At 72.0% G+C, this 17,528-nt stretch carries 17 protein-coding genes; 9 read left to right on the top strand and 8 right to left on the bottom strand.

The features are described 5' to 3' along the window. Nucleotides 1-35 precede the first annotated feature (35 nt). The 4 genes from metH to hisG all read left to right on the top strand — a co-directional run bounded on the left by metH (nt 36) and on the right by hisG (nt 5,456). Entirely contained in the window at nt 36-3,575 is a 3,540-nt protein-coding gene (gene metH, locus BMZ92_RS00490) for a methionine synthase (protein ID WP_091503468.1), read from the top strand. 8 nt (nt 3,576-3,583) lie between these two features. After that, on the top strand, nt 3,584-4,270 hold the full coding sequence (locus tag BMZ92_RS00495) for an HAD family hydrolase (RefSeq protein WP_091503469.1): 687 nt from the start codon (nt 3,584-3,586) through the stop codon (nt 4,268-4,270). 65 nt (nt 4,271-4,335) lie between these two features. Further along, nucleotides 4,336-4,599 carry a phosphoribosyl-ATP diphosphatase gene (locus BMZ92_RS00500; protein ID WP_091503471.1) on the top strand — a complete coding sequence of 88 codons (264 nt, stop codon included), beginning with the start codon at nt 4,336-4,338 and terminating at the stop codon, nt 4,597-4,599. A gap of 14 nt (nt 4,600-4,613) precedes the next feature. Next, nucleotides 4,614-5,456, top strand: coding sequence for an ATP phosphoribosyltransferase (gene hisG, locus BMZ92_RS00505; RefSeq protein ID WP_091503472.1), 843 nt, complete (start codon nt 4,614-4,616; stop codon nt 5,454-5,456). Nucleotides 5,457-5,519: 63 nt separating this feature from the next. On the opposite strand, the gene BMZ92_RS00510 is transcribed toward hisG, so the two are convergent. The 5 genes from BMZ92_RS00510 to BMZ92_RS00530 form a co-directional block, all read right to left on the bottom strand. After that, complete coding sequence (locus BMZ92_RS00510) at nt 5,520-6,338, bottom strand: SDR family oxidoreductase (protein WP_091503474.1); 819 nt, start codon at nt 6,336-6,338, stop codon at nt 5,520-5,522. Then, complete coding sequence (locus BMZ92_RS00515) at nt 6,335-7,186, bottom strand: helix-turn-helix transcriptional regulator (protein ID WP_091503475.1); 852 nt, start codon at nt 7,184-7,186, stop codon at nt 6,335-6,337. The genes BMZ92_RS00510 and BMZ92_RS00515 overlap by 4 nt, the downstream gene beginning before the upstream one ends. Before the next feature lie 65 nt (nt 7,187-7,251). Then, the gene (locus BMZ92_RS00520; protein WP_091503477.1) at nt 7,252-8,181 is read right to left on the bottom strand and encodes a ParA family protein; all 930 of its coding nucleotides are present in this window, start codon (nt 8,179-8,181) and stop codon (nt 7,252-7,254) included. A gap of 90 nt (nt 8,182-8,271) precedes the next feature. After that, on the bottom strand, nt 8,272-9,054 hold the full coding sequence (locus BMZ92_RS00525; protein ID WP_091503478.1) for a thioesterase family protein: 783 nt from the start codon (nt 9,052-9,054) through the stop codon (nt 8,272-8,274). Nucleotides 9,055-9,056: 2 nt separating this feature from the next. Further along, on the bottom strand, nt 9,057-9,950 hold the full coding sequence (locus BMZ92_RS00530; protein WP_091503480.1) for a RecB family exonuclease: 894 nt from the start codon (nt 9,948-9,950) through the stop codon (nt 9,057-9,059). Between the two features lie 109 nt (nt 9,951-10,059). On the opposite strand from BMZ92_RS00530, the gene BMZ92_RS00535 reads away from it, so the two are divergent. Then, nucleotides 10,060-11,214 (top strand): site-2 protease family protein, encoded by a 1,155-nt coding sequence (locus BMZ92_RS00535; RefSeq protein ID WP_091503481.1) that lies wholly within the window; start codon nt 10,060-10,062, stop codon nt 11,212-11,214. A gap of 62 nt (nt 11,215-11,276) precedes the next feature. After that, nucleotides 11,277-12,101: a tRNA (adenine-N1)-methyltransferase gene (locus BMZ92_RS00540; protein ID WP_091503484.1), complete on the top strand. Its 825-nt coding sequence runs from the start codon at nt 11,277-11,279 to the stop codon at nt 12,099-12,101. Nucleotides 12,102-12,104: 3 nt separating this feature from the next. Here the strand turns inward: BMZ92_RS00540 and BMZ92_RS00545 are convergent, their stop codons facing one another. Continuing rightward, nucleotides 12,105-12,875: a hypothetical protein gene (locus BMZ92_RS00545; protein ID WP_091503486.1), complete on the bottom strand. Its 771-nt coding sequence runs from the start codon at nt 12,873-12,875 to the stop codon at nt 12,105-12,107. Nucleotides 12,876-12,917: 42 nt separating this feature from the next. Continuing rightward, entirely contained in the window at nt 12,918-13,409 is a 492-nt protein-coding gene (locus tag BMZ92_RS00550) for a hypothetical protein (protein WP_091503488.1), read from the bottom strand. A 536-nt stretch (nt 13,410-13,945) separates the two neighbouring features. Here BMZ92_RS00550 and arc point away from each other — a divergent pair. Continuing rightward, nucleotides 13,946-15,754 (top strand): proteasome ATPase, encoded by a 1,809-nt coding sequence (gene arc, locus BMZ92_RS00555; RefSeq protein ID WP_091503489.1) that lies wholly within the window; start codon nt 13,946-13,948, stop codon nt 15,752-15,754. Between the two features lie 55 nt (nt 15,755-15,809). Here the strand turns inward: arc and BMZ92_RS00560 are convergent, their stop codons facing one another. After that, nucleotides 15,810-16,076, bottom strand: a complete 267-nt coding sequence (locus tag BMZ92_RS00560) for a hypothetical protein (RefSeq protein ID WP_091503491.1) — start codon at nt 16,074-16,076, stop codon at nt 15,810-15,812. 79 nt (nt 16,077-16,155) lie between these two features. Here BMZ92_RS00560 and BMZ92_RS00565 point away from each other — a divergent pair, with 79 nt between their 5' ends. Next, nucleotides 16,156-16,494 carry a hypothetical protein gene (locus BMZ92_RS00565; RefSeq protein WP_091503493.1) on the top strand — a complete coding sequence of 113 codons (339 nt, stop codon included), beginning with the start codon at nt 16,156-16,158 and terminating at the stop codon, nt 16,492-16,494. Between the two features lie 89 nt (nt 16,495-16,583). Next, nucleotides 16,584-17,492: an aldo/keto reductase gene (locus tag BMZ92_RS00570; protein WP_281245124.1), complete on the top strand. Its 909-nt coding sequence runs from the start codon at nt 16,584-16,586 to the stop codon at nt 17,490-17,492. Nucleotides 17,493-17,528 lie beyond the last annotated feature (36 nt).

The raw sequence follows: 17,528 nt of genomic DNA on the forward strand, positions 1-17,528 counted from the left end.
CCACGCGCGGACCCGGAGACCGTAGCCTGGACGACATGCCGGACCGACTGTCGTCGCCACTGCTCGATGCCCTGTCCGCCCGTGTCGTCGTGGCCGACGGCGCGATGGGTACCGCTCTGCAGGCCCATGACCTCTCCCTCGACGATTTCGCGGGTCTGGAGGGGTGCAACGAGATCCTGAACGTGACCCGACCGGACGTGGTGCGGGGTATCCACCGGGGGTATCTGGAGGCGGGTGCCGAAGCGGTCGAAACGAACACCTTCGGGGCGAACTGGGCGAACCTGGCGGAGTACGGGATCGCCGACCGGATTTTCGAGCTGGCCGAGGCGGGTGCCCGGCTGGCGCGGGAGACGGCGGACGAGTTCGGGCAGCGGTTCGTGCTGGGCTCCGTCGGTCCGGGCACGAAGCTGCCGACGCTGGGCCACGCGCCGTACGCGCAGTTGCGGGACGCCTATCTCGAGGAGGTCCGCGGCCTGCTCGAGGGTGGCGTCGACGCGGTGATCATCGAGACCACGCAGGACATCCTGCAGACGAAGGCGTCGATCGTGGCCGCCCGGCGGGCGATGGAGGCGGTGGGTCGGCGGGTGCCGGTGATCGCGTCGATCACGGTGGAGACCACCGGCACGATGCTGCTGGGCACCGAGGTGGGTGCGGCGCTGGCGGCGTTGGAGCCGCTGGGTGTGGATGTGATCGGGTTGAACTGCGCGACGGGTCCGGCGGAGATGAGCGAGCACCTGCGGACGTTGTCGAAGTCGGCGCGGGTGCCGTTGTCGGTGATGCCGAACGCGGGGTTGCCGGAGCTGGGCCCGAACGGCGCGGTGTACCCGCTGTCGCCGGAAGGGCTGGCGGAGGCGTTGTCGGGGTTCGTGACCGAGTTCGGGGCCGGCCTGGTCGGCGGCTGTTGCGGCACGACCGGGGAGCACATCCGGCAGCTGGCCGAGGCGGTGGCCGAGCTGGAGCGGGCGCGGCGCCGTCCGCGGCCGGAGCCCGGTGTGTCGTCGCTGTATCAGGCGGTGCCGTTCGCGCAGGACGCGTCGGTGCTGGTGATCGGGGAGCGGACGAACGCCAACGGGTCGAAGAAGTTCCGCGAGGCCATGCTCGAGGGCCGCTACGAGGACTGTGTGGAGATCGCCCGGGAGCAGACCCGCGACGGCGCCCACATGCTCGACCTGTGCGTGGACTACGTGGGCCGCGACGGCGCGGTGGACATGGCGGAGCTGGCGGGCCGGTTGGCGACCGCGTCGACGCTGCCGATCATGCTGGACTCCACCGAACCCGCGGTGATCCAGGCCGGGCTGGAGCGCCTGGGTGGCCGGTGTGCGATCAACTCGGTGAACTACGAGGACGGCGCGGGGCCGGGGTCGCGGTTCGAGCGCATGATGCGCCTGGTTCGGGAGCACGGCGCGGCGGTGGTGGCGTTGTGCATCGACGAGGAGGGCCAGGCCCGCACCGCCGAGCGGAAGGTCGCCGTGGCGAGCCGTCTGATCGAGGATTTGACCGGGAACTGGGGGATGCGGCGTGAGGACATCATCGTCGACTGCCTGACCTTCCCCATCTCGACCGGGCAGGAGGAGGTGCGGCGGGACGCGCTGGAGACGATCGAGGCGATCCGGGAGTTGAAGCGGCGTTATCCGGAGGTGCAGACGACGCTGGGGGTGTCGAATGTGTCGTTCGGGCTCAACGCCGCCGCCCGCCAGGTGCTGAACTCGGTGTTTTTGCATGAGTGTGTGCAGGCGGGGTTGACGACGGCGATCGTGCACGCGTCGAAGATTCTGCCGATGGCGCGGATCCCCGTGGAGCAGCGGGAGGTGGCGCTGGATTTGGTGTATGACCGGCGCCGCGAGGGCTATGACCCGCTGCAGCGGTTGATGGAGTTGTTCGAGGGGGTGTCGGCGGCTTCGTCGCGGGAGTCGCGGGCGCAGGAGCTGGCCGCGCTGCCGCTGTTCGAACGGCTGGAGCGGCGGATCGTGGACGGCGAACGCACCGGCCTGGAACAGGACCTCGATGAGGCGATGGGCAGCAAGCCGCCGTTGGAGATCATCAACGACGTGTTGTTGTCGGGGATGAAGACGGTGGGGGAGTTGTTCGGGTCGGGGCAGATGCAGCTGCCGTTCGTGTTGCAGTCGGCCGAGGTGATGAAGGCCGCGGTGGCGTATCTGGAGCCGCATATGGAGAAGGACGACTCCGGGGGCAAGGGGCGGATCGTGCTGGCTACCGTCAAGGGGGATGTGCACGATATCGGGAAGAACCTGGTGGACATCATCCTGTCCAACAACGGCTACGACGTGGTCAACCTCGGCATCAAGCAGCCCATCACCACCATCCTCGACGCCGCCGAGGAGCAACGCGCCGACGCGATCGGCATGTCCGGGCTGCTGGTGAAGTCCACGGTGATCATGAAGGAGAACCTCGAGGAGATGAACTCCCGCGGGGTCGCCGACAAATGGCCCGTCCTGCTCGGCGGTGCCGCCCTGACCCGCACCTACGTGGAGAACGACCTCACCGAGCTCTACCACGGCCAGGTCCACTACGCCCGGGACGCCTTCGAAGGGCTGCGGCTGATGGACCGCATCATGGCCGTGCGCCGCGGCGAGGCCCCCGCCGTGGACCCCGAAGCCGAAGCCAAGCGCGCCGAGCGCAAAGCCCGCCGGGAACGATCGCTGCGGATCGCCGAGGCCCGCAAAGCCGCCGCCGAACCCGTGGAGGTGCCTTCGCGGTCGGACGTGGCCACCGATGTGCCGCTGCCCACCCCGCCGTTCTGGGACACCCGCGTCGTGAAGGGCATCCCGGTCGCGGACTACACCGGCTACCTGGACGAACGCGCCACGTTCCTCGGGCAGTGGGGGCTGCGCGGCGCCAAGGGCGGCCAGGGCCCCACCTACGAGGAGCTCGTCGAGACCGAGGGGCGGCCGCGGTTGCGGTACTGGCTGGAGCGGCTGGCCACCGACGGGATCCTCGCCCACGCCGCCGTCGTCTACGGCTACTTCCCCGCCGTCGCCGACGGCAACGACCTCGTGGTGCTCACCGAGCCCCGCCCGGACGCCCCGGAGCGGTGCCGGTTCACCTTCCCCCGCCAGCAACGAGACCGCTTCCTCTGCCTGGCCGACTTCTACCGGCCCCGCGAGCAGGCGCTGGCCGCCGGGGAAGTGGACGTGCTGCCGCTGTCGCTGGTCACCATGGGCCAGCCGATCGCCGACTACGCCAACGAGCTGTTCACCGCCAACGCCTACCGCGACTACCTCGAGGTCCACGGCCTGTCCGTCCAGCTCACCGAAGCGCTCGCCGAGTACTGGCACCGCCGCATCCGCCAGGAGCTCCACTTCGCCTCCGGCACCACCGTCGCCGACGAGGACCCCACCGCGATCGAGGAATACTTCAAACTCGGCTACCGCGGCGCCCGCTTCTCCCTCGGCTACGGCGCCTGCCCCGACCTCGAAGACCGCACCAAGATCATCGACCTGCTCGAACCCGAGCGCATCGGCGTCAAGCTGTCCGAGGAGTTCCAGCTCCACCCCGAACAATCCACCGACGCCATCGTCTGCCACCACCCCGAGGCCAAGTACTTCAACACCTAAGGAGACACATGTCTGAACCGTCCGGTGTGGACGGTCTGGCCGGCGTCCTGTGGGACATGGACGGCACGCTGGTCGACTCGGAGAAGCTCTGGGACGTCGCGCTGTACGAGGCGGCGGAATGGCTCGGCGGCACGCTCAGCGAGGAGCAGCGCCTCACCCTCGTCGGCTCCAACATGGACGCCACGTCCGCCTACCTGCTCCAGGTCACCGGGCACGAGCCCACCCCGGAGCGGATCGCCGAGGCCGGCGTCTGGATCCGCGACCGCACCGCCCGGCTGTTCGACGACCAGCTGCCGTGGCGCCCCGGCGCGCGGGAAGCGCTTACCGCCGTCCGCGCCGAGGGCCTGCCGTCGGCGCTGGTGACCTCCACCGAGCGCTCACTGACCGAGCTGGCGCTCAACACGATCGGCCGCGAGTTCTTCGACGTCACGGTCTGCGGCGACGAGGTGGGCGGGCTCAACAAGCCCCACCCCGAGCCGTACCTGCGTGCCGCACGGCTGCTCGGTGTCGACCCGGCGCGGTGCGTCGCGGTGGAGGACTCGCCGCCCGGGGCCGAGTCGGCGTCCGCGGCGGGCTGCGTCGTGCTCGTGGTGCCCCACGACGTGCGGGTCGAGCCCGGCGAGCGCCGCGTGTTCCGCGATTCGCTCGTCGGCCTCGACGCCGCGGGGCTGCGCGCGATTCACCGTGCGGTGTGATCCCTGTCCGGAGGGAGCGGGGCGGCTCGGCCGGGCCGGGGTCCGGATGGAAGGATCTACAGACCGTGAAGACCTTCGATGAGCTGTTCGCGGAGCTGACCGAGCGGGCGCGGACCCGGCCCGAGGACTCGGGCACCGTCGCCGCGCTGGACGCGGGAGTGCACGCGCAGGGCAAGAAGGTGCTCGAAGAGGCCGGTGAGGTCTGGATCGCGGCGGAGCACGAATCGGACGAGCGCCTGGCGGAGGAGATCTCCCAGCTGCTGTACCGGGTGCAGGTGCTGATGCTCGGCCGCGGGCTGAGCACCGAGGACGTCTACCGCTACTTGTGAGGAAGGGGCAGGGCATGCTGCGGGTTGCGGTGCCGAACAAGGGCGCGCTGGCGGAGCCGGCGTCGGAGATGCTCGGCGAGGCGGGCTACCGCCGCCGACATGACCGCGACCTGACCGTGCTCGACTCCGCCAATGAGGTCGAGTTCTTCTTCCTGCGCCCCAAGGACATCCCGATCTACGTGGGCAGCGGGGAGCTCGACCTCGGCATCACCGGGCGCGACCTGGCGATCGACTCCGGGGCGCAGGTCGAGGAGATCCTGGCACTGGGCTTCGGCGCCTCGACGTTCCGCTACGCCGCCCCCGCCGGGCAGGACTGGAAGCCCGCGGACCTGGCGGGCAAGCGCGTCGCCACGTCGTTCCCCAACCTGGTGCGCGGCGACCTGGCCGGGCACGGGGTCGAGGCGGAGGTCATCCGGCTCGACGGGGCCGTGGAGATCTCCGTGCAGCTCGGGGTCGCGGACGCGATCGCCGACGTCGTGGAGACCGGCCGCTCGCTGCGGCAGCACAACCTGGTGGCCTTCGGCGACCCGATCTGCGTCTCCGAGGCGGTGCTCGTGCAGCGTGGCGGTGCCGAGAAGACCAAGCCGAAGGCCCAGCTCGCGGCGCGGCTGCAGGGTGTCGTCTTCGCGCAGCAGTACATGATGCTCGACTACGACTGCCCCCGCACGCTGCTGGAGCGCGCGGTCGCGATCACGCCGGGGCTGGAGTCGCCGACCGTGGCGCCGCTGGCCGACGAGGACTGGGTGGCCGTGCGCGCGATGGTGCCGCGCAAGGAGGTCAACCAGATCATGGACGAGCTGGCGGAGATCGGCGCGAAGGCCGTGCTCGCCTCGGACATCCGCTCCTGCCGCCTCTGATCTGGTGAAACACACGAGAAGGCTGCCGCCCGGCTCCGGGCGGCAGCCTTCTGCGTCCGGACCTCAGCCGTGCGCCTCGATCGACAGCTTCTCCCACTCCCGCCACTCGGCGAGGCGAGACTCGTAGTCGGCGGTGGCGATGGCCAGCGGACCGTCGCCGAAGAACACGCGCAGCGGCGGGTTCTCCGCGTCCACCAGCGCCAGCACGGCCTTGCCCGTCGCCTTCGGGTCGCCGGGGTTCCAGACGCGGCTGCGGCGCTGCTCGGCGGCACGCTCACGCACCGGTTCGTAGTCCGGCAGCGGCGTGGCCCTCTTCGCGGACGGGCCGCCCCAGTCGGTGGAGAAGCCACCCGGCTCGATGAGCGTCACCTTGATGCCGAAGTGGTCCACCTCGCGGGCGAGCGCCTGGCTGAACCCCTCCAGCGCCCACTTCGAGGCGTTGTAGATGCCGATGTTGGCGAACGCCGAGATCCCGCCGATCGACGAGACCTGCAGGAGGTGCCCGGAACCCTGCGCCCGCAGGATCGGCAGCGCCGCCTGCGTGACCCACAGCGCGCCGAACACGTTGGTCTCGAACTGCGCGCGGGCCTCCTCCTCGGACAGCTCCTCGATCATGCCGAACTGGCCGTAGCCCGCGTTGTTGACCACGACGTCCAGCCGTCCGAAGTGGTCGGCCGCCTGCCGCACCGCGGCGAAGTCCGCTTCGCGGTCGTTCACGTCCAGCTGCAGCGGCAGCAGCGCGCCGCCGAACCGCTCACGCAGGTCGTCGAGCGCCGAGACGGTGCGTGCCGTCGCCGCGACCCGGTCGCCGCGCTCCAGCGCCGCGATCGTCCACTCGCGACCGAAGCCCTTCGAGGCCCCGGTGATGAACCACGTCTTCATGAATTTCCTTTGACAGTAGGGATTTCGTTGTGTCTGGACTCTCCGGCGAGCCGGCCGAGCAAGGTGAGCCCGTCCGCGCTCGGGCTGCCCGGTTCGGCGCTGTAGACGAACAGCTGCTGCCCGGGCGCGCCGGTCACCGCCAGCGCCTGGGACCGCAGCACCAGCTCGCCGACGCGGGGGTGCCGGAACCGCTTGTGCTCGGCCTTGCGCGGCCGCACTTCGTGCCGTGCCCACAGGTCCGCGAAGGCCGGGCTGCGGACGGTCAGCTCACCCACCACTTCGGGCACCCGCGGGTCGTCCGGGAACGCCCCGGAGCCGGCTCGCAGGCTCGCGACCGTGGCCCGCGCCGTCGTTTCCCAGTCCACGTAGAACTCCACGGCCACGGGGTCGAGGAACACCATGCGGGCCAGGTTGTCGTGCCGCGAGAAACCGGAGTAGAGGGCGGTGGACAGCGAGTTGGCGGCCAGGACGTCCAGCGCGGGCCCGAGCACGGTCGCGGGTGCATGGATGAAGTGCTCCATCAGCGAACGCAGCTCCGGGTCCACTGTGGCCGAAGCCGCCCTCGCCACCGTGTGCGGCGCGGGCATCGCGAGCCGGAACAGGTGCGCCGCGGCGTCCTCGTCGAGCCGCAGCGCGCGGGCCACGGCGTCGAGCACCTGGTCGGACGGGTGCCGTTCCCGGCCCTGTTCGAGCCGGATGTAGTAGTCGGTGCTCACTCCCGCGAGGAGCGCGACCTCCTCGCGGCGCAGCCCCGGCACCCGGCGCTCGCCGTCCTCGGGCAGCCCCGCCTGTGCCGGGGTGACCAGGTCGCGGCGGGCGCGGAGGAACTCACCGAGCTCGTTGTCCATGCCTTCGAACGTAACCGCCGGACCGGCGCCCCGCCTGGGTGCGGCTCACCCACCCGGCGAGCGGCTCAGCCGCGGGGTTTCTTCGGCAGCAGGTCGTAGAGCTTCTTGCGGGCGCCGTTGTCGTTCTCGTTGCGGGTCTGCGCGACCGACGTGATGAAGTCCTCGAAGACGAACTCGTCCGCGATCGGCACCGGCGCCGGCGCGGGCTGCCGCGCCAGGTGCTGGTCGAGCACCTCGGCGATCTGCCGGAACGCGACCGCCTGCGTGGTCTCCGGCGCGAACGTGGTGACCGGCACGCCGTGCGCGGCGGCCTCGTTCATCACCACGCCCAGCGGCACGTGCGCCAGCAGCGGGTAGCCGAAGTTCTCCAGCTCGGCCAGCGCCGCCGCCGCGTACGTCGACATCGGGCGCCGGTACAGGCCCGGCACCACCCCGAAGTACGGGATCGGGTCACGCTGGACCGACTGCTGCACGTAGTGGAGCTGGTCGTTGAGCAGCCGCAGCGCGCGGATGCTCGTGCGGTCGGGCTGGACGGGCACCAGGATGCCGTGGGTGGCGGCCAGCGCGTTGTTGGTGAGCACGTCGAGCGCCGGCGGGCAGTCGATGAGCACGTGGTCGTAGTTGGCGAACTGGATGACCCGCGCCAGCTGCCACCCCGGCACCCGGAAGTTGTCGAGCCTGCGGATCAGGTCGAACATGCCCGGCGACGTCGGGATGACGTCGAAGGCGCCACCCGGCCCGAGGTTGCTGCGCGGGTGGGGCACGATCAGCTCCTCGACCGGGCCCTTCCACACCTTCGTCAGCGCCTTGGCCAGGCTCGGCGCCTCGGGCGGGGCTTCGGGCAGCCCCAGCATCTCCGTCGTGGCGTGACCCTGCGGGTCGAGGTCGATGAGCAGCACCCGGCGCCCGCGTTCGGCGAGCGCCGCCGCGGCACCCACGCTCAGCGCGGTCTTGCCGACGCCGCCCTTCTGGTTGACCACCGAGGTGATCTGCACTCGCGCGCTCCTAGGAGGATCGTCCCTGCCGGGTCAGGTTAGTGGATCTCCGGCCGCCGTCGGGGGAGGTGCGGACCTTCCCCGTGTCGTTCAGCGCGGCCGCACCAGCAGCGCCTGCGCTCCGGTGGCCACCGGGCCCTCGGAATCGCGCAGCGTACTCGTCGCCGTGCCGATCCCGTCCGGGCCCACCGACGTGGCCGCGTCCAGGCCGATCCACTCGCCCCGCGGCAGCCGGTGCAGGTGGACCGTCAGCTCGCTGTTGATGAACCACCACGTGCGGGCGTCGAGGAAGTTCGACGCGCCGTTGCCGCAGTCGGCGACCGCGAACAGCCGCTGCAGCGGTGTCGGCTCCTCGCCGTCGACCAGGGCGACCCGCTGCCGCCCCCACACCGAGGCCGGACCCGGCTGCGCGAGGCCGCCCGACACCGACCGCCACTCCACCGCCTCCAGGAAGCCGGGCAGCCAGCCCTCCGGCCAGCGCGCCTCCGGGCAGTCCTCCGGCTTGGGCCAGTCGCCCGACGGCAGGTTCGCGATCTCCGCGGTGTCCGAGGTGGCGACGCGCCACGCCGAGGCCCGCGCCACCGTGCGGGTGCCCGAGGCCAGCTCCGCGACCAGCAGCTCGACCGACCGCCCCGGCCGCTCGACGCGGGCGCGCACCGTCAGCGCCGTCAGCGGCGCCGGGCCCAGGATCTCCACGGTGACCCGCGCCAGCCTGCTCGCGCGCTCGAGCGGGACCGCCTCCAGCGCCCGCACCAGCAACGCCGAGGGCGGCCCGAAGTGCTGCGCGCCCTCCGTCCAAGGCCCGGCCGTGTGCCGGGTGGGCTGGTAGCGGCCTTCGCCGCGCGGCAGGTAGAAAGCGTTTTCTCCGGTCATCCTCAGTCCGCCCGGTCCAGCAGTGTTTCGACACCCGGGTCCGGCTCCGGCCAGCCCGGGTACTCCGGCGGCGTGCCGCCGAAGGAGGGGCACAGCGACTGGTGCGCGCACCAGTCGCACAGCCTGCCCGGGTTCGGCCGGAAGTCACCCGTCTTGCCCGCGCGCAGGATCGCCTGCCAGATGGCCTCCAGCGTGCGCTCGAAACGCCGCAGCTCCGCCTCGTCCGGCGTGTACGCCAGCGACTGCCCGTCGGTGAGGTACATGAGCTTGAGCTGCCGCGGCACGACGCCCCGCAGCCGCCACAGCACCACCGCGTAGAACTTCATCTGGAACATGGCCTTCGCCTCGCCGATCTCGCGCGGCGCGGCGCCGGTCTTGTAGTCCACCACCCGGATCTCCCCGGTGGGCGCCACGTCCAGCCGGTCGACGTAGCCCCGCAGGCGCACCCCGGAGTCCAGCTCGATCTCCACGTGCAGCTCGCACGCCTCGGGCTGCAGCCGCCGCGGGTCCTCCAGCGCGAAGTAGCTGTCCAGCAGCTTCTCCGCCCCGCCGAGCCAGTCGGCGACCTGGCCGGGCTCCTGTCCGGCGAACAGCTCCGCCCACTCCGGCCGCTCGCCCGACAGCTCCTCCCACGCCGGGGCCAGCAGCTCCTTCGCGCGCTCCGGCAGCCGGTCGGGCTGCGGCAGCGCGAACAGCCGCTCCAGCACCGAGTGCACCAGCGTGCCGCGCAGCTGCGCCTTCGTCGGCAGCTCCGGCAGCCGGTCGACGGCGCGGAACCGGTACAGCAGCGGGCACTGCTTGAAGTCACTGGCGCGCGAAGGCGACAGCGCGGGCCGGCGCACGGCGGTCGCCGTCGCCGCCTCGGGCCCGGACGGCTCGGTCGCGATCTCTGCCATGCCCTGCACCCTAAGGCAGACCACCGACAGTTCCTGGCGGGCCACGCTGGGCGCGCGCCGCGCGGGCGCCGTCACGGAACTCCCACACCAGTGGCCTTAGGCTGGGGCCATGTCCCTGACCAGCGAGCACCCGCGGAGCCGGGCGCGCCGGTTCCTCACCGTCGCCGACGGCGGGCTGCTGCTGTTCCGCGTCCAGGACGTGCCGGTGCTGCTCGCGCCGTCCTGGTGGATCGGCTCGCTCGTCGTCGTGGTCCTCTACGCCCCGATGGTCGGGCGCCTGCTGCCGGCCGCGAGCACCACGACGTCGTGGGTGCTCGCCGCGGCGTTCGCGCTGCTGCTCGGGCTGTCGGTGCTGGCGCACGAGCTGGGGCACTGCGTCGTCGCGCTGCGGATGGGCATCCCGGTGCGGCGGCTGCGGCTGTTCCTCCTCGGTGGACTGTCCGAAGTGGCCCGCACCCCGCGCAGACCGGGCCAGGAGGGCCTGGTCGCGGCGGCGGGGCCGGTCGTGTCCGTGCTGCTGGCCGTGGTGTGCGGGCTGCTGCTGCTCGCCGTGCCCCCGGACACCCCCGCGTGGCTGCTCGTCGCCGAGTGCGCCGTCGCCAACCTCGCCGTCGGCGTGTTCAACCTGCTGCCCGGGCTGCCGCTGGACGGCGGCCGGATGCTGCGCGCCGGGGTGTGGGCGCTGACCGGCACGCGGGCGCGCGGCACGAAGGCGGCCGTCGTGGGCGGCGGCCTCGTCGCGGCCGCGCTGCTGCTGTGGGCGGTGTTCGGCATGGCGGCGGGCAGCGACGACCGCTGGCTGCGGCTCGGCGTGTGCGTGGTCACCGCGTGGTTCGTCGCGATGGGTGCCGGGAGCGAGCTGGCGGCCGAGCAGAACCGCAGCTGGCCCGAGGGGCTCGCGATCGCCGACCTCGTGCGCCCGGTGCTGCAGCTGCCCGCGGAGAGCCCGGTGTCCGACGCGCTCGCCGCCTCCGCCGGCCGCGGGGTGGTCCTGGTGCGGGCCGACGGGGTCGCGGCGGGGCTGCTCGACGAGAACGACGCGCAGCGCCTGGCCGAGACGTCGCCGCAGGCGCCAGCCGAGCTGGCGGCCGAGCCGATCCGCGCCGAGACGGTGCTGCTGTCCTCCGAGCCGGGGGAGGAGATCGCCGAGCGCGTCCGCGAGACCGCGGCATGGCAGTTCCTCGTCGTCGACGAGGAGGGCAGGCCCGCCGGCGTGCTGCGCAGGGAGGACCTGCGGGCCGCGCTCGCGCGCCGTCCCCGCTGAACCGCCGCCCGCGTGATCTGCGAAGATCGGTCGCTGCGTTGGCGACGATCGTGGAGGTTTGAGTGTCGGTGAGCGGGCCGTTCCGTCCTGGTGACCGCGTGCGGTTGACCGATCCCAAGGGACGGCACTACACGCTGGTGCTCGCGGAGGGGGAGGAGTACCACACCCACCGCGGCGCGCTGCGGCACGACGACCTCATCGGCAAGCCCGAGGGCTCGGTGATCGCCTCCGCCGGCGGCACCTCGTACCTGGCGCTGCGCCCGCTGCTGGCGGACTACGTGCTGTCGATGCCGCGCGGCGCGCAGGTGATCTACCCGAAGGACGCCGCGCAGATCGTCATGTGGGGCGACATCTTCCCCGGCGCCAGGGTGCTGGAGGCCGGTGCCGGGTCGGGCGCGCTGACGTGCTCGCTGCTGCGGGCCGTCGGCCCGCAGGGCAGCGTGACCTCCTACGAGGTGCGTGAGGACCACGCCGAGCACGCGGTGCGCAACGTCGAGCGCTTCTTCGGCGGCCGTCCGGACAACTGGGACCTGCGCGTGGCGGACCTGGCCACGCACACCGGCGAGGTGGACCGCGTCGTGCTCGACATGCTGGCGCCGTGGGAGGTGCTGCCGACGGTGCACGCGAACCTCGTGCCCGGCGGCGTGCTCGTGGTCTACGTGGCGACGGTGACGCAGCTGTCGACCGTCACCGAGGCGCTGCGCGAGCAGCAGGGCTGGACCGAGCCGGAGTCGTGGGAGACGCTGGTGCGCCCTTGGCACGTGGTGGGCCTGGCCGTGCGGCCGGAGCACCGGATGGTCGCCCACACCGCGTTCCTGCTCACCACGCGCCGCCTCGCCGACGGCGTCACCCCGCCCCGGCCGCAGCGGCGGCCGAGCCGGGGCTGAGCGTCAGTTGTCGTTCTCCCCGGCGTAGCACCACACGCCGCCTTCGCGCTGGAGGATCAGCTCGAAGTCGTTGGTACCGCCGGGGCCCTGCGCGGTGACGGGCACGAGCGCGCGGTTGCCGCTCTTCTCGACGGCCCCGCGGACGGTGACCGTGATGTTCTGGGGGAGCGTCTGGGGTGCCTGCTGACCCGTGCTGAGGCACACCGTGTCCTGCAGCGCCTGCCGGTCGGCGTGGTCGTAGGCCTGGGTGATCGCCTCGGCCGTCTCCTCGGGGGTGGCCTTGCCGCCCGCGGCGGGGGTGCCGCCGCCCGCCGACGAGCTGGGTGCCTTGGTGCTGCTCGGCGCCTTCGACTTCGACGGCGGCGCGGCGGACGAGCTGGGCGCGGGCGCGGCCGTCCCGCCCTTGTCGTCGTTGCCGGTGAGCAGGAACAACGCGGCCGCGCCACCGCCGACCACCACGACGACGGCCGCGATGATGCCGACGATCAGGCCGGTCTTCTTCTTCGGCGGCTCGTCGCCGCCGTCGGGGAACTGGCTGTAGCCCGGGTACTGCGAGTACTGCGGCGTGGGGAACGCCTGCTGCGGGTAGCTCCCGTAGCCCGGCTGGTCGCCGTAGCCGGGCTGGCCGTACCCCTGCTGCCCGTAGCCGGGCTGCTGCTGCGGACCGCTCTGCGGGTACGCCCCGCCGGGCTGGCCCTGCTGACCCCACTGGCCCTGCTGGCCGTACGGGTCCTGCTGGCCCCACTGGCCGGGCTGCTGCGGCGGATAGGTCATCGGGTTCCCCCTCGGGTCGTGCGGGCCGCGTGGCCCGCGGGGTCAGGACTCATCGATGCACCAGTCCTGCCCCTGCTGCTTCATCGGGATCTTCGAGCTCTGCGTGCGGCCGTTGTAGGTCACTGTGACCTCGACGGTGGCCGTGGTGCCGGTGAGCTCGGGCGCGCCGGACACGGCGCCGCGCAGCTCGGCGGCGTCGGTCCACTGCCGTTGCAGGCTGTCCAGCTCCGGCTGCCCGGGGGCGGTGCAGACCAGCGTCCCGTACTGGGCGGCACTGCGGGCGTTGAGCGCGTCGACGGCGGCCTGCGCGAGGGCGGCGGGCCCGGAGCGGGGCGCCGGACGAGCCGTGTCCGGGGAGCTGCCGCCGTCGCCGGAGCCGGTGAGCAGGACCAGCGCGACGACGCCGCCCGCGACGAGCACGACCGCGCCGGCGAGCCCGGCGAGCAAGCCCTTGCGCCGCTTGGGTGGTTCGGCCGTGGGTCCTTCCAGGCTGCCGGACCCGGCGGGCGGCCACGGTGGTGGCGGCTGGGTCATGTCCTCGCACTCCGTCTGTTCGCGGTCCGACGCTGGTTTTGACGCGCGAGGGCCCGGTCCGGTTCGGCCGCGGGCGGGATCCGCCCGGCCGCGAGGATCGTAGCGCCGCCCGCGGGGCGGCCCGCCGGGCGCCGCGCGGCGGAGGCGTGGTCCACCACCGGGGGAGGGAATCCGGTTCGCCCGATCCGGAGACCGCTCACCGAGGGAAATCGCTCCTCCCCGGGGGAGGAGAAGCGGGCCGGGCCCCGGTTTGAAGGTCTTCCGGCAGGGAACACCGCAGATGAACGTCCTGTAAAGCCTTGGTGGGGTGGTCGTGACATGGGTGAATCGTCGACAGCCCGGTCGGCCGCCCGATGGCGTCCTGGCTTCACGGAGAGTAGTTCGCGAAGGACCGCGACGGGCACCGTGACGGGCGCTTGCGCGGTCAGTGGGTTCGTGTATCCGGTGCGACGCGCCGATCCTGTGATGCGGATAGGCCTTTTCATGTCGGTGATCGCCGGTACCGTGGATGAAAAGCACTCCGAGGAGGTGCCGACATGCAACACGACCTTCCCGGAGGTCGGCATGGAGAAGCCGACCCTTCACAGACGACTGGAGCTGGAACGACGCCGGACGACTACGCGCGGCAGATGCGTTTCCTCGAGGAGGAAGTCGCGCTGCTGCGCCGCAAACTGACCGATTCCCCCCGCCAGAACCGCGTGCTGGAGCAGCGCCTCGCCGAAGCGTCGGAGCGTGTCGCCCAGCTGACGGAGCGGAACAGCAAACTGGTCGAGACCTTGCGCGAGGCACGCGGCCAGCTGCTCGCCCTGCGTGAGGAGGTGGACCGCCTCGCCCAGCCGCCCAGCGGGTACGGCGTGTTCGTCGAGGCCTACGAGGACGGCACGGTCGACGTGTTCACCGCGGGCCGGAAGATGCGGGTGTCCGTGTCCCCGGCGGTGGAGGTCGACTCGCTCCAGCGCGGCCAGGCGCTGCGGCTCAACGAGGCGCTCACGGTGGTCGAAGGCGGCGACTTCGAGCGTACCGGTGAGGTGTGCGCGCTCCGCGAGGTCCTCGCCCCCGAGGTCGAGAACGGTGCCTCCCGGGCACTCGTCGTCGGCCACGCGGACGAGGAGCGGGTGGTGTGGCTGTCCGATCCGCTGGCCGCGCAGGCGCTCAAGCCGGGCGACTCGCTGCTGGTGGACTCGAAGGCGGGCTACGCCTACGAGCGGGTGCCGAAGGCCGAGGTCGAGGACCTCGTGCTGGAGGAGGTCCCGGACGTCCGCTACGAGGACATCGGTGGCCTCGGCAGGCAGATCGAGCAGATCCGCGACGCGGTCGAGCTGCCGTTCCTGCACGCCGACCTGTACCGGGAGTACGAGCTGCGGCCGCCCAAGGGCGTCCTGCTCTACGGCCCGCCCGGGTGCGGCAAGACCCTGATCGCCAAGGCGGTGGCCAACTCGCTGGCCAAGAAGGTCGCCGAGGCGCGGGGTGACGGCGGGGCCGCGGAGGCCAAGTCGTACTTCCTCAACATCAAGGGCCCGGAGCTGCTGAACAAGTTCGTCGGCGAGACCGAGCGGAGCATCCGCCTGATCTTCCAGCGGGCCAGGGAGAAGGCGTCCAACGGCACCCCCGTGATCGTCTTCTTCGACGAGATGGAGTCGATCTTCCGCACCCGCGGCAGCGGCGTGTCCTCCGACGTGGAGACCACGATCGTGCCGCAGCTGCTCGCCGAGATCGACGGTGTGGAGGGGCTGGAGAACGTCATCGTCATCGGCGCCTCCAACCGCGAGGACATGATCGACCCGGCGATCCTGCGGCCGGGCCGGCTGGACGTGAAGATCAAGATCGAGCGGCCGGACGCCGAGGGTGCGAAGGACATCTTCTCCAAGTACCTGACGCCGGGGCTGCCGATCCACGCCGACGACCTCGCCGAGTTCGGCGGGGACGCGCAGGCCACGATCGACGCGATGATCCAGCACACGGTCGAGCGGATGTACGAGGAGACGGACGAGAACCGCTTCCTCGAGGTCACCTACGCCAACGGCGACAAGGAGATCCTGTACTTCCGCGACTTCAACTCGGGCGCGATGATCCAGAACATCGTGGACCGGGCGAAGAAGTCGGCGATCAAGTCGGTGCTCGAGACCAAGCAGCCCGGGCTGCGGGTGCAGCACCTGCTCGACGCGATCGTGGACGAGTTCGCGGAGAACGAGGACCTGCCCAACACGACGAACCCGGACGACTGGGCCCGGATCTCCGGCAAGAAGGGCGAGCGGATCGTCTACATCCGCACGCTCGTCACCGGCAAGAACCAGGACTCGGGGCGCGTCATCGACACGGCGACCAACACCGGCCAGTACCTGTAGGGCCGCGAGGTCAGCGGAGGCCGCCGATCCAGCCGGATCGGCGGCCTCCGTCGTGTCAGCGCCGTGCCGCTCGCCGTCCGGCCCACGCCGCGAGCAGCAGCCCGCCGAGGACGACGAGCACGCACCCGGCCATCACCGGGACGTGCGGGCCCGCGCAGGACACGGAATCCGCCGTGCAGCTGCGGAACGGCCCGCCCTGTCCGCTGGAGTCGTACCGCTCCGACGCGAACGGGAACCCCAGCACCGCCGTCACGTGCACGGGCGCGAGCACCAGCGTCACGCCCACGGCGCCCGCCACCGCCCGCAAGATCTTCCCCGCCACACCCGGGAAGACGTCCGGCGTCAGGAAGGGTTGTCCCTCCGCTCGCCCCTGAGGTGTATAACGCCCTATACTTCGGCGCATGACCGAACCCTCCCGTCCGCACGCGCCCGTCACGGCCGCCGACGTACTGGCGTGGCTGGAGGAGACCGCCGAGGCCGTCGCGGACGGCCAGGTCAGCGCCGACGAGCTGATCACCGTCCTCGGCGAGCTGCGGCGCGCCTCCGCCGCGTGCGCCGACGCGTCGGACTGGGCCCTGCTCGCCGCGCGGGAGCAGGGCGCGAGCCTCCGGCAGATCGCGCCGGTGTTCGGCAAGGGCTACGTCCGGGCGCCCGCGGCGCGGCTGGAGAAGCTCCACCGCCAGGCGCTGTCGTCCCAGCAGTGGTTGGAAATCCTCCGGCAGCGCGCCGACGGTGTATAACCACCTACACGGCGAGGCATAGAAACCGCTTATGCCCGCGCTGGTGCAGACCGGGAGGAAGGGGCAGGGCCCTGCGTATCGGACTCGGCTTGGCCGCACTGGGCCGGCCCGCGTACATCAACCTGGGCAGGGCCGAGGAACTGCCCGCCGAACGGGACGTCGAGACGATGCGGCGCGCCACGCACGCCGTGCTCGACGCCGCCTACCAGGCCGGCATCCGCTGGATCGACGTCGCGCGGTCCTACGGCCGCGCGGAGGAGTTCCTGGCGAGCTGGCTCGGCCGCCGCGACCCCGGTGACCTGACCATCTCCAGCAAGTGGGGCTACACCTACGTCGGTGCCTGGCGGATGGACGCGGCGATGCACGAGGTGAAGGAGCACTCGGCGAGCAGCTTCTCCCGCCAGTGGTCGGAAAGCCGCTCACTGCTGGGGTCCGCGATCAACCTGTACCAGGTGCACTCGCTGACCCTGGACAGCCCGCTGTTCACCGACGAGGCGCTCCAGCGGGCGTTGTCCGCGCTCGGCGACGACGGCGTCCGCGTCGGCTTCTCCACCTCGGGACCGCGGCAGGGCGAGGTGATCCGCCGCGCCTTCGACCTGGAGATCGCGGGCAGGCCGATCTTCACCGCGGTGCAGTCCACCTGGAACGTGCTGGAACCGTCGGCGGGCCGCGCGCTGGCGGAGGCGCACGCGGCCGGGAACCTGGTGCTGGTCAAGGAAACCCTCGCCAACGGCAGGCTGGTCGTGGCGCCGCCGCCGGTGCTGGCGCGGATCGCCGCCCGGTACGGCGTGGGGCCCGACGCGGTGGCCGTCGCCGCGGTGCTGGCCCGGCCGTGGGCCGACGTCGTGCTCGTCGGGCCCGCCAGCACCGCGCAGCTGGCATCGAACCTCGCGGCGGCGGAACTGAGTCTGGCCGAAGGGGAACTGCGGGCACTCGCTACGCTCGCCGAGCAGCCGGGGGAGTACTGGGGACGGAGATCCTCTTTGCATTGGCGCTGAACACTTCCGCTACTCTCGGCGCCCCAGCGACGGATT

Source organism: Amycolatopsis sacchari (assembly GCF_900114035.1).
Lineage (GTDB): Bacteria > Actinomycetota > Actinomycetes > Mycobacteriales > Pseudonocardiaceae > Amycolatopsis_E > Amycolatopsis_E sacchari.

Excerpts from the sequence above, each read along its gene's own strand:
- metH (WP_091503468.1), top strand. The coding sequence starts at position 36 with ATGCCGGACCGACTGTCGTCGCCACTGCTCGATGCCCTGTCCGCCCGT.
- BMZ92_RS00495 (WP_091503469.1), top strand. The coding sequence starts at position 3,584 with ATGTCTGAACCGTCCGGTGTGGACGGTCTGGCCGGCGTCCTGTGGGAC.
- hisG (WP_091503472.1), top strand. The coding sequence starts at position 4,614 with ATGCTGCGGGTTGCGGTGCCGAACAAGGGCGCGCTGGCGGAGCCGGCG.
- BMZ92_RS00510 (WP_091503474.1), bottom strand. The coding sequence starts at position 6,338 with ATGAAGACGTGGTTCATCACCGGGGCCTCGAAGGGCTTCGGTCGCGAG.
- BMZ92_RS00515 (WP_091503475.1), bottom strand. The coding sequence starts at position 7,186 with ATGGACAACGAGCTCGGTGAGTTCCTCCGCGCCCGCCGCGACCTGGTC.
- BMZ92_RS00525 (WP_091503478.1), bottom strand. The coding sequence starts at position 9,054 with ATGACCGGAGAAAACGCTTTCTACCTGCCGCGCGGCGAAGGCCGCTAC.
- BMZ92_RS00530 (WP_091503480.1), bottom strand. The coding sequence starts at position 9,950 with ATGGCAGAGATCGCGACCGAGCCGTCCGGGCCCGAGGCGGCGACGGCG.
- BMZ92_RS00535 (WP_091503481.1), top strand. The coding sequence starts at position 10,060 with ATGTCCCTGACCAGCGAGCACCCGCGGAGCCGGGCGCGCCGGTTCCTC.
- BMZ92_RS00545 (WP_091503486.1), bottom strand. The coding sequence starts at position 12,875 with ATGACCTATCCGCCGCAGCAGCCCGGCCAGTGGGGCCAGCAGGACCCG.
- BMZ92_RS00550 (WP_091503488.1), bottom strand. The coding sequence starts at position 13,409 with ATGACCCAGCCGCCACCACCGTGGCCGCCCGCCGGGTCCGGCAGCCTG.
- arc (WP_091503489.1), top strand. The coding sequence starts at position 13,946 with ATGCAACACGACCTTCCCGGAGGTCGGCATGGAGAAGCCGACCCTTCA.
- BMZ92_RS00565 (WP_091503493.1), top strand. The coding sequence starts at position 16,156 with ATGACCGAACCCTCCCGTCCGCACGCGCCCGTCACGGCCGCCGACGTA.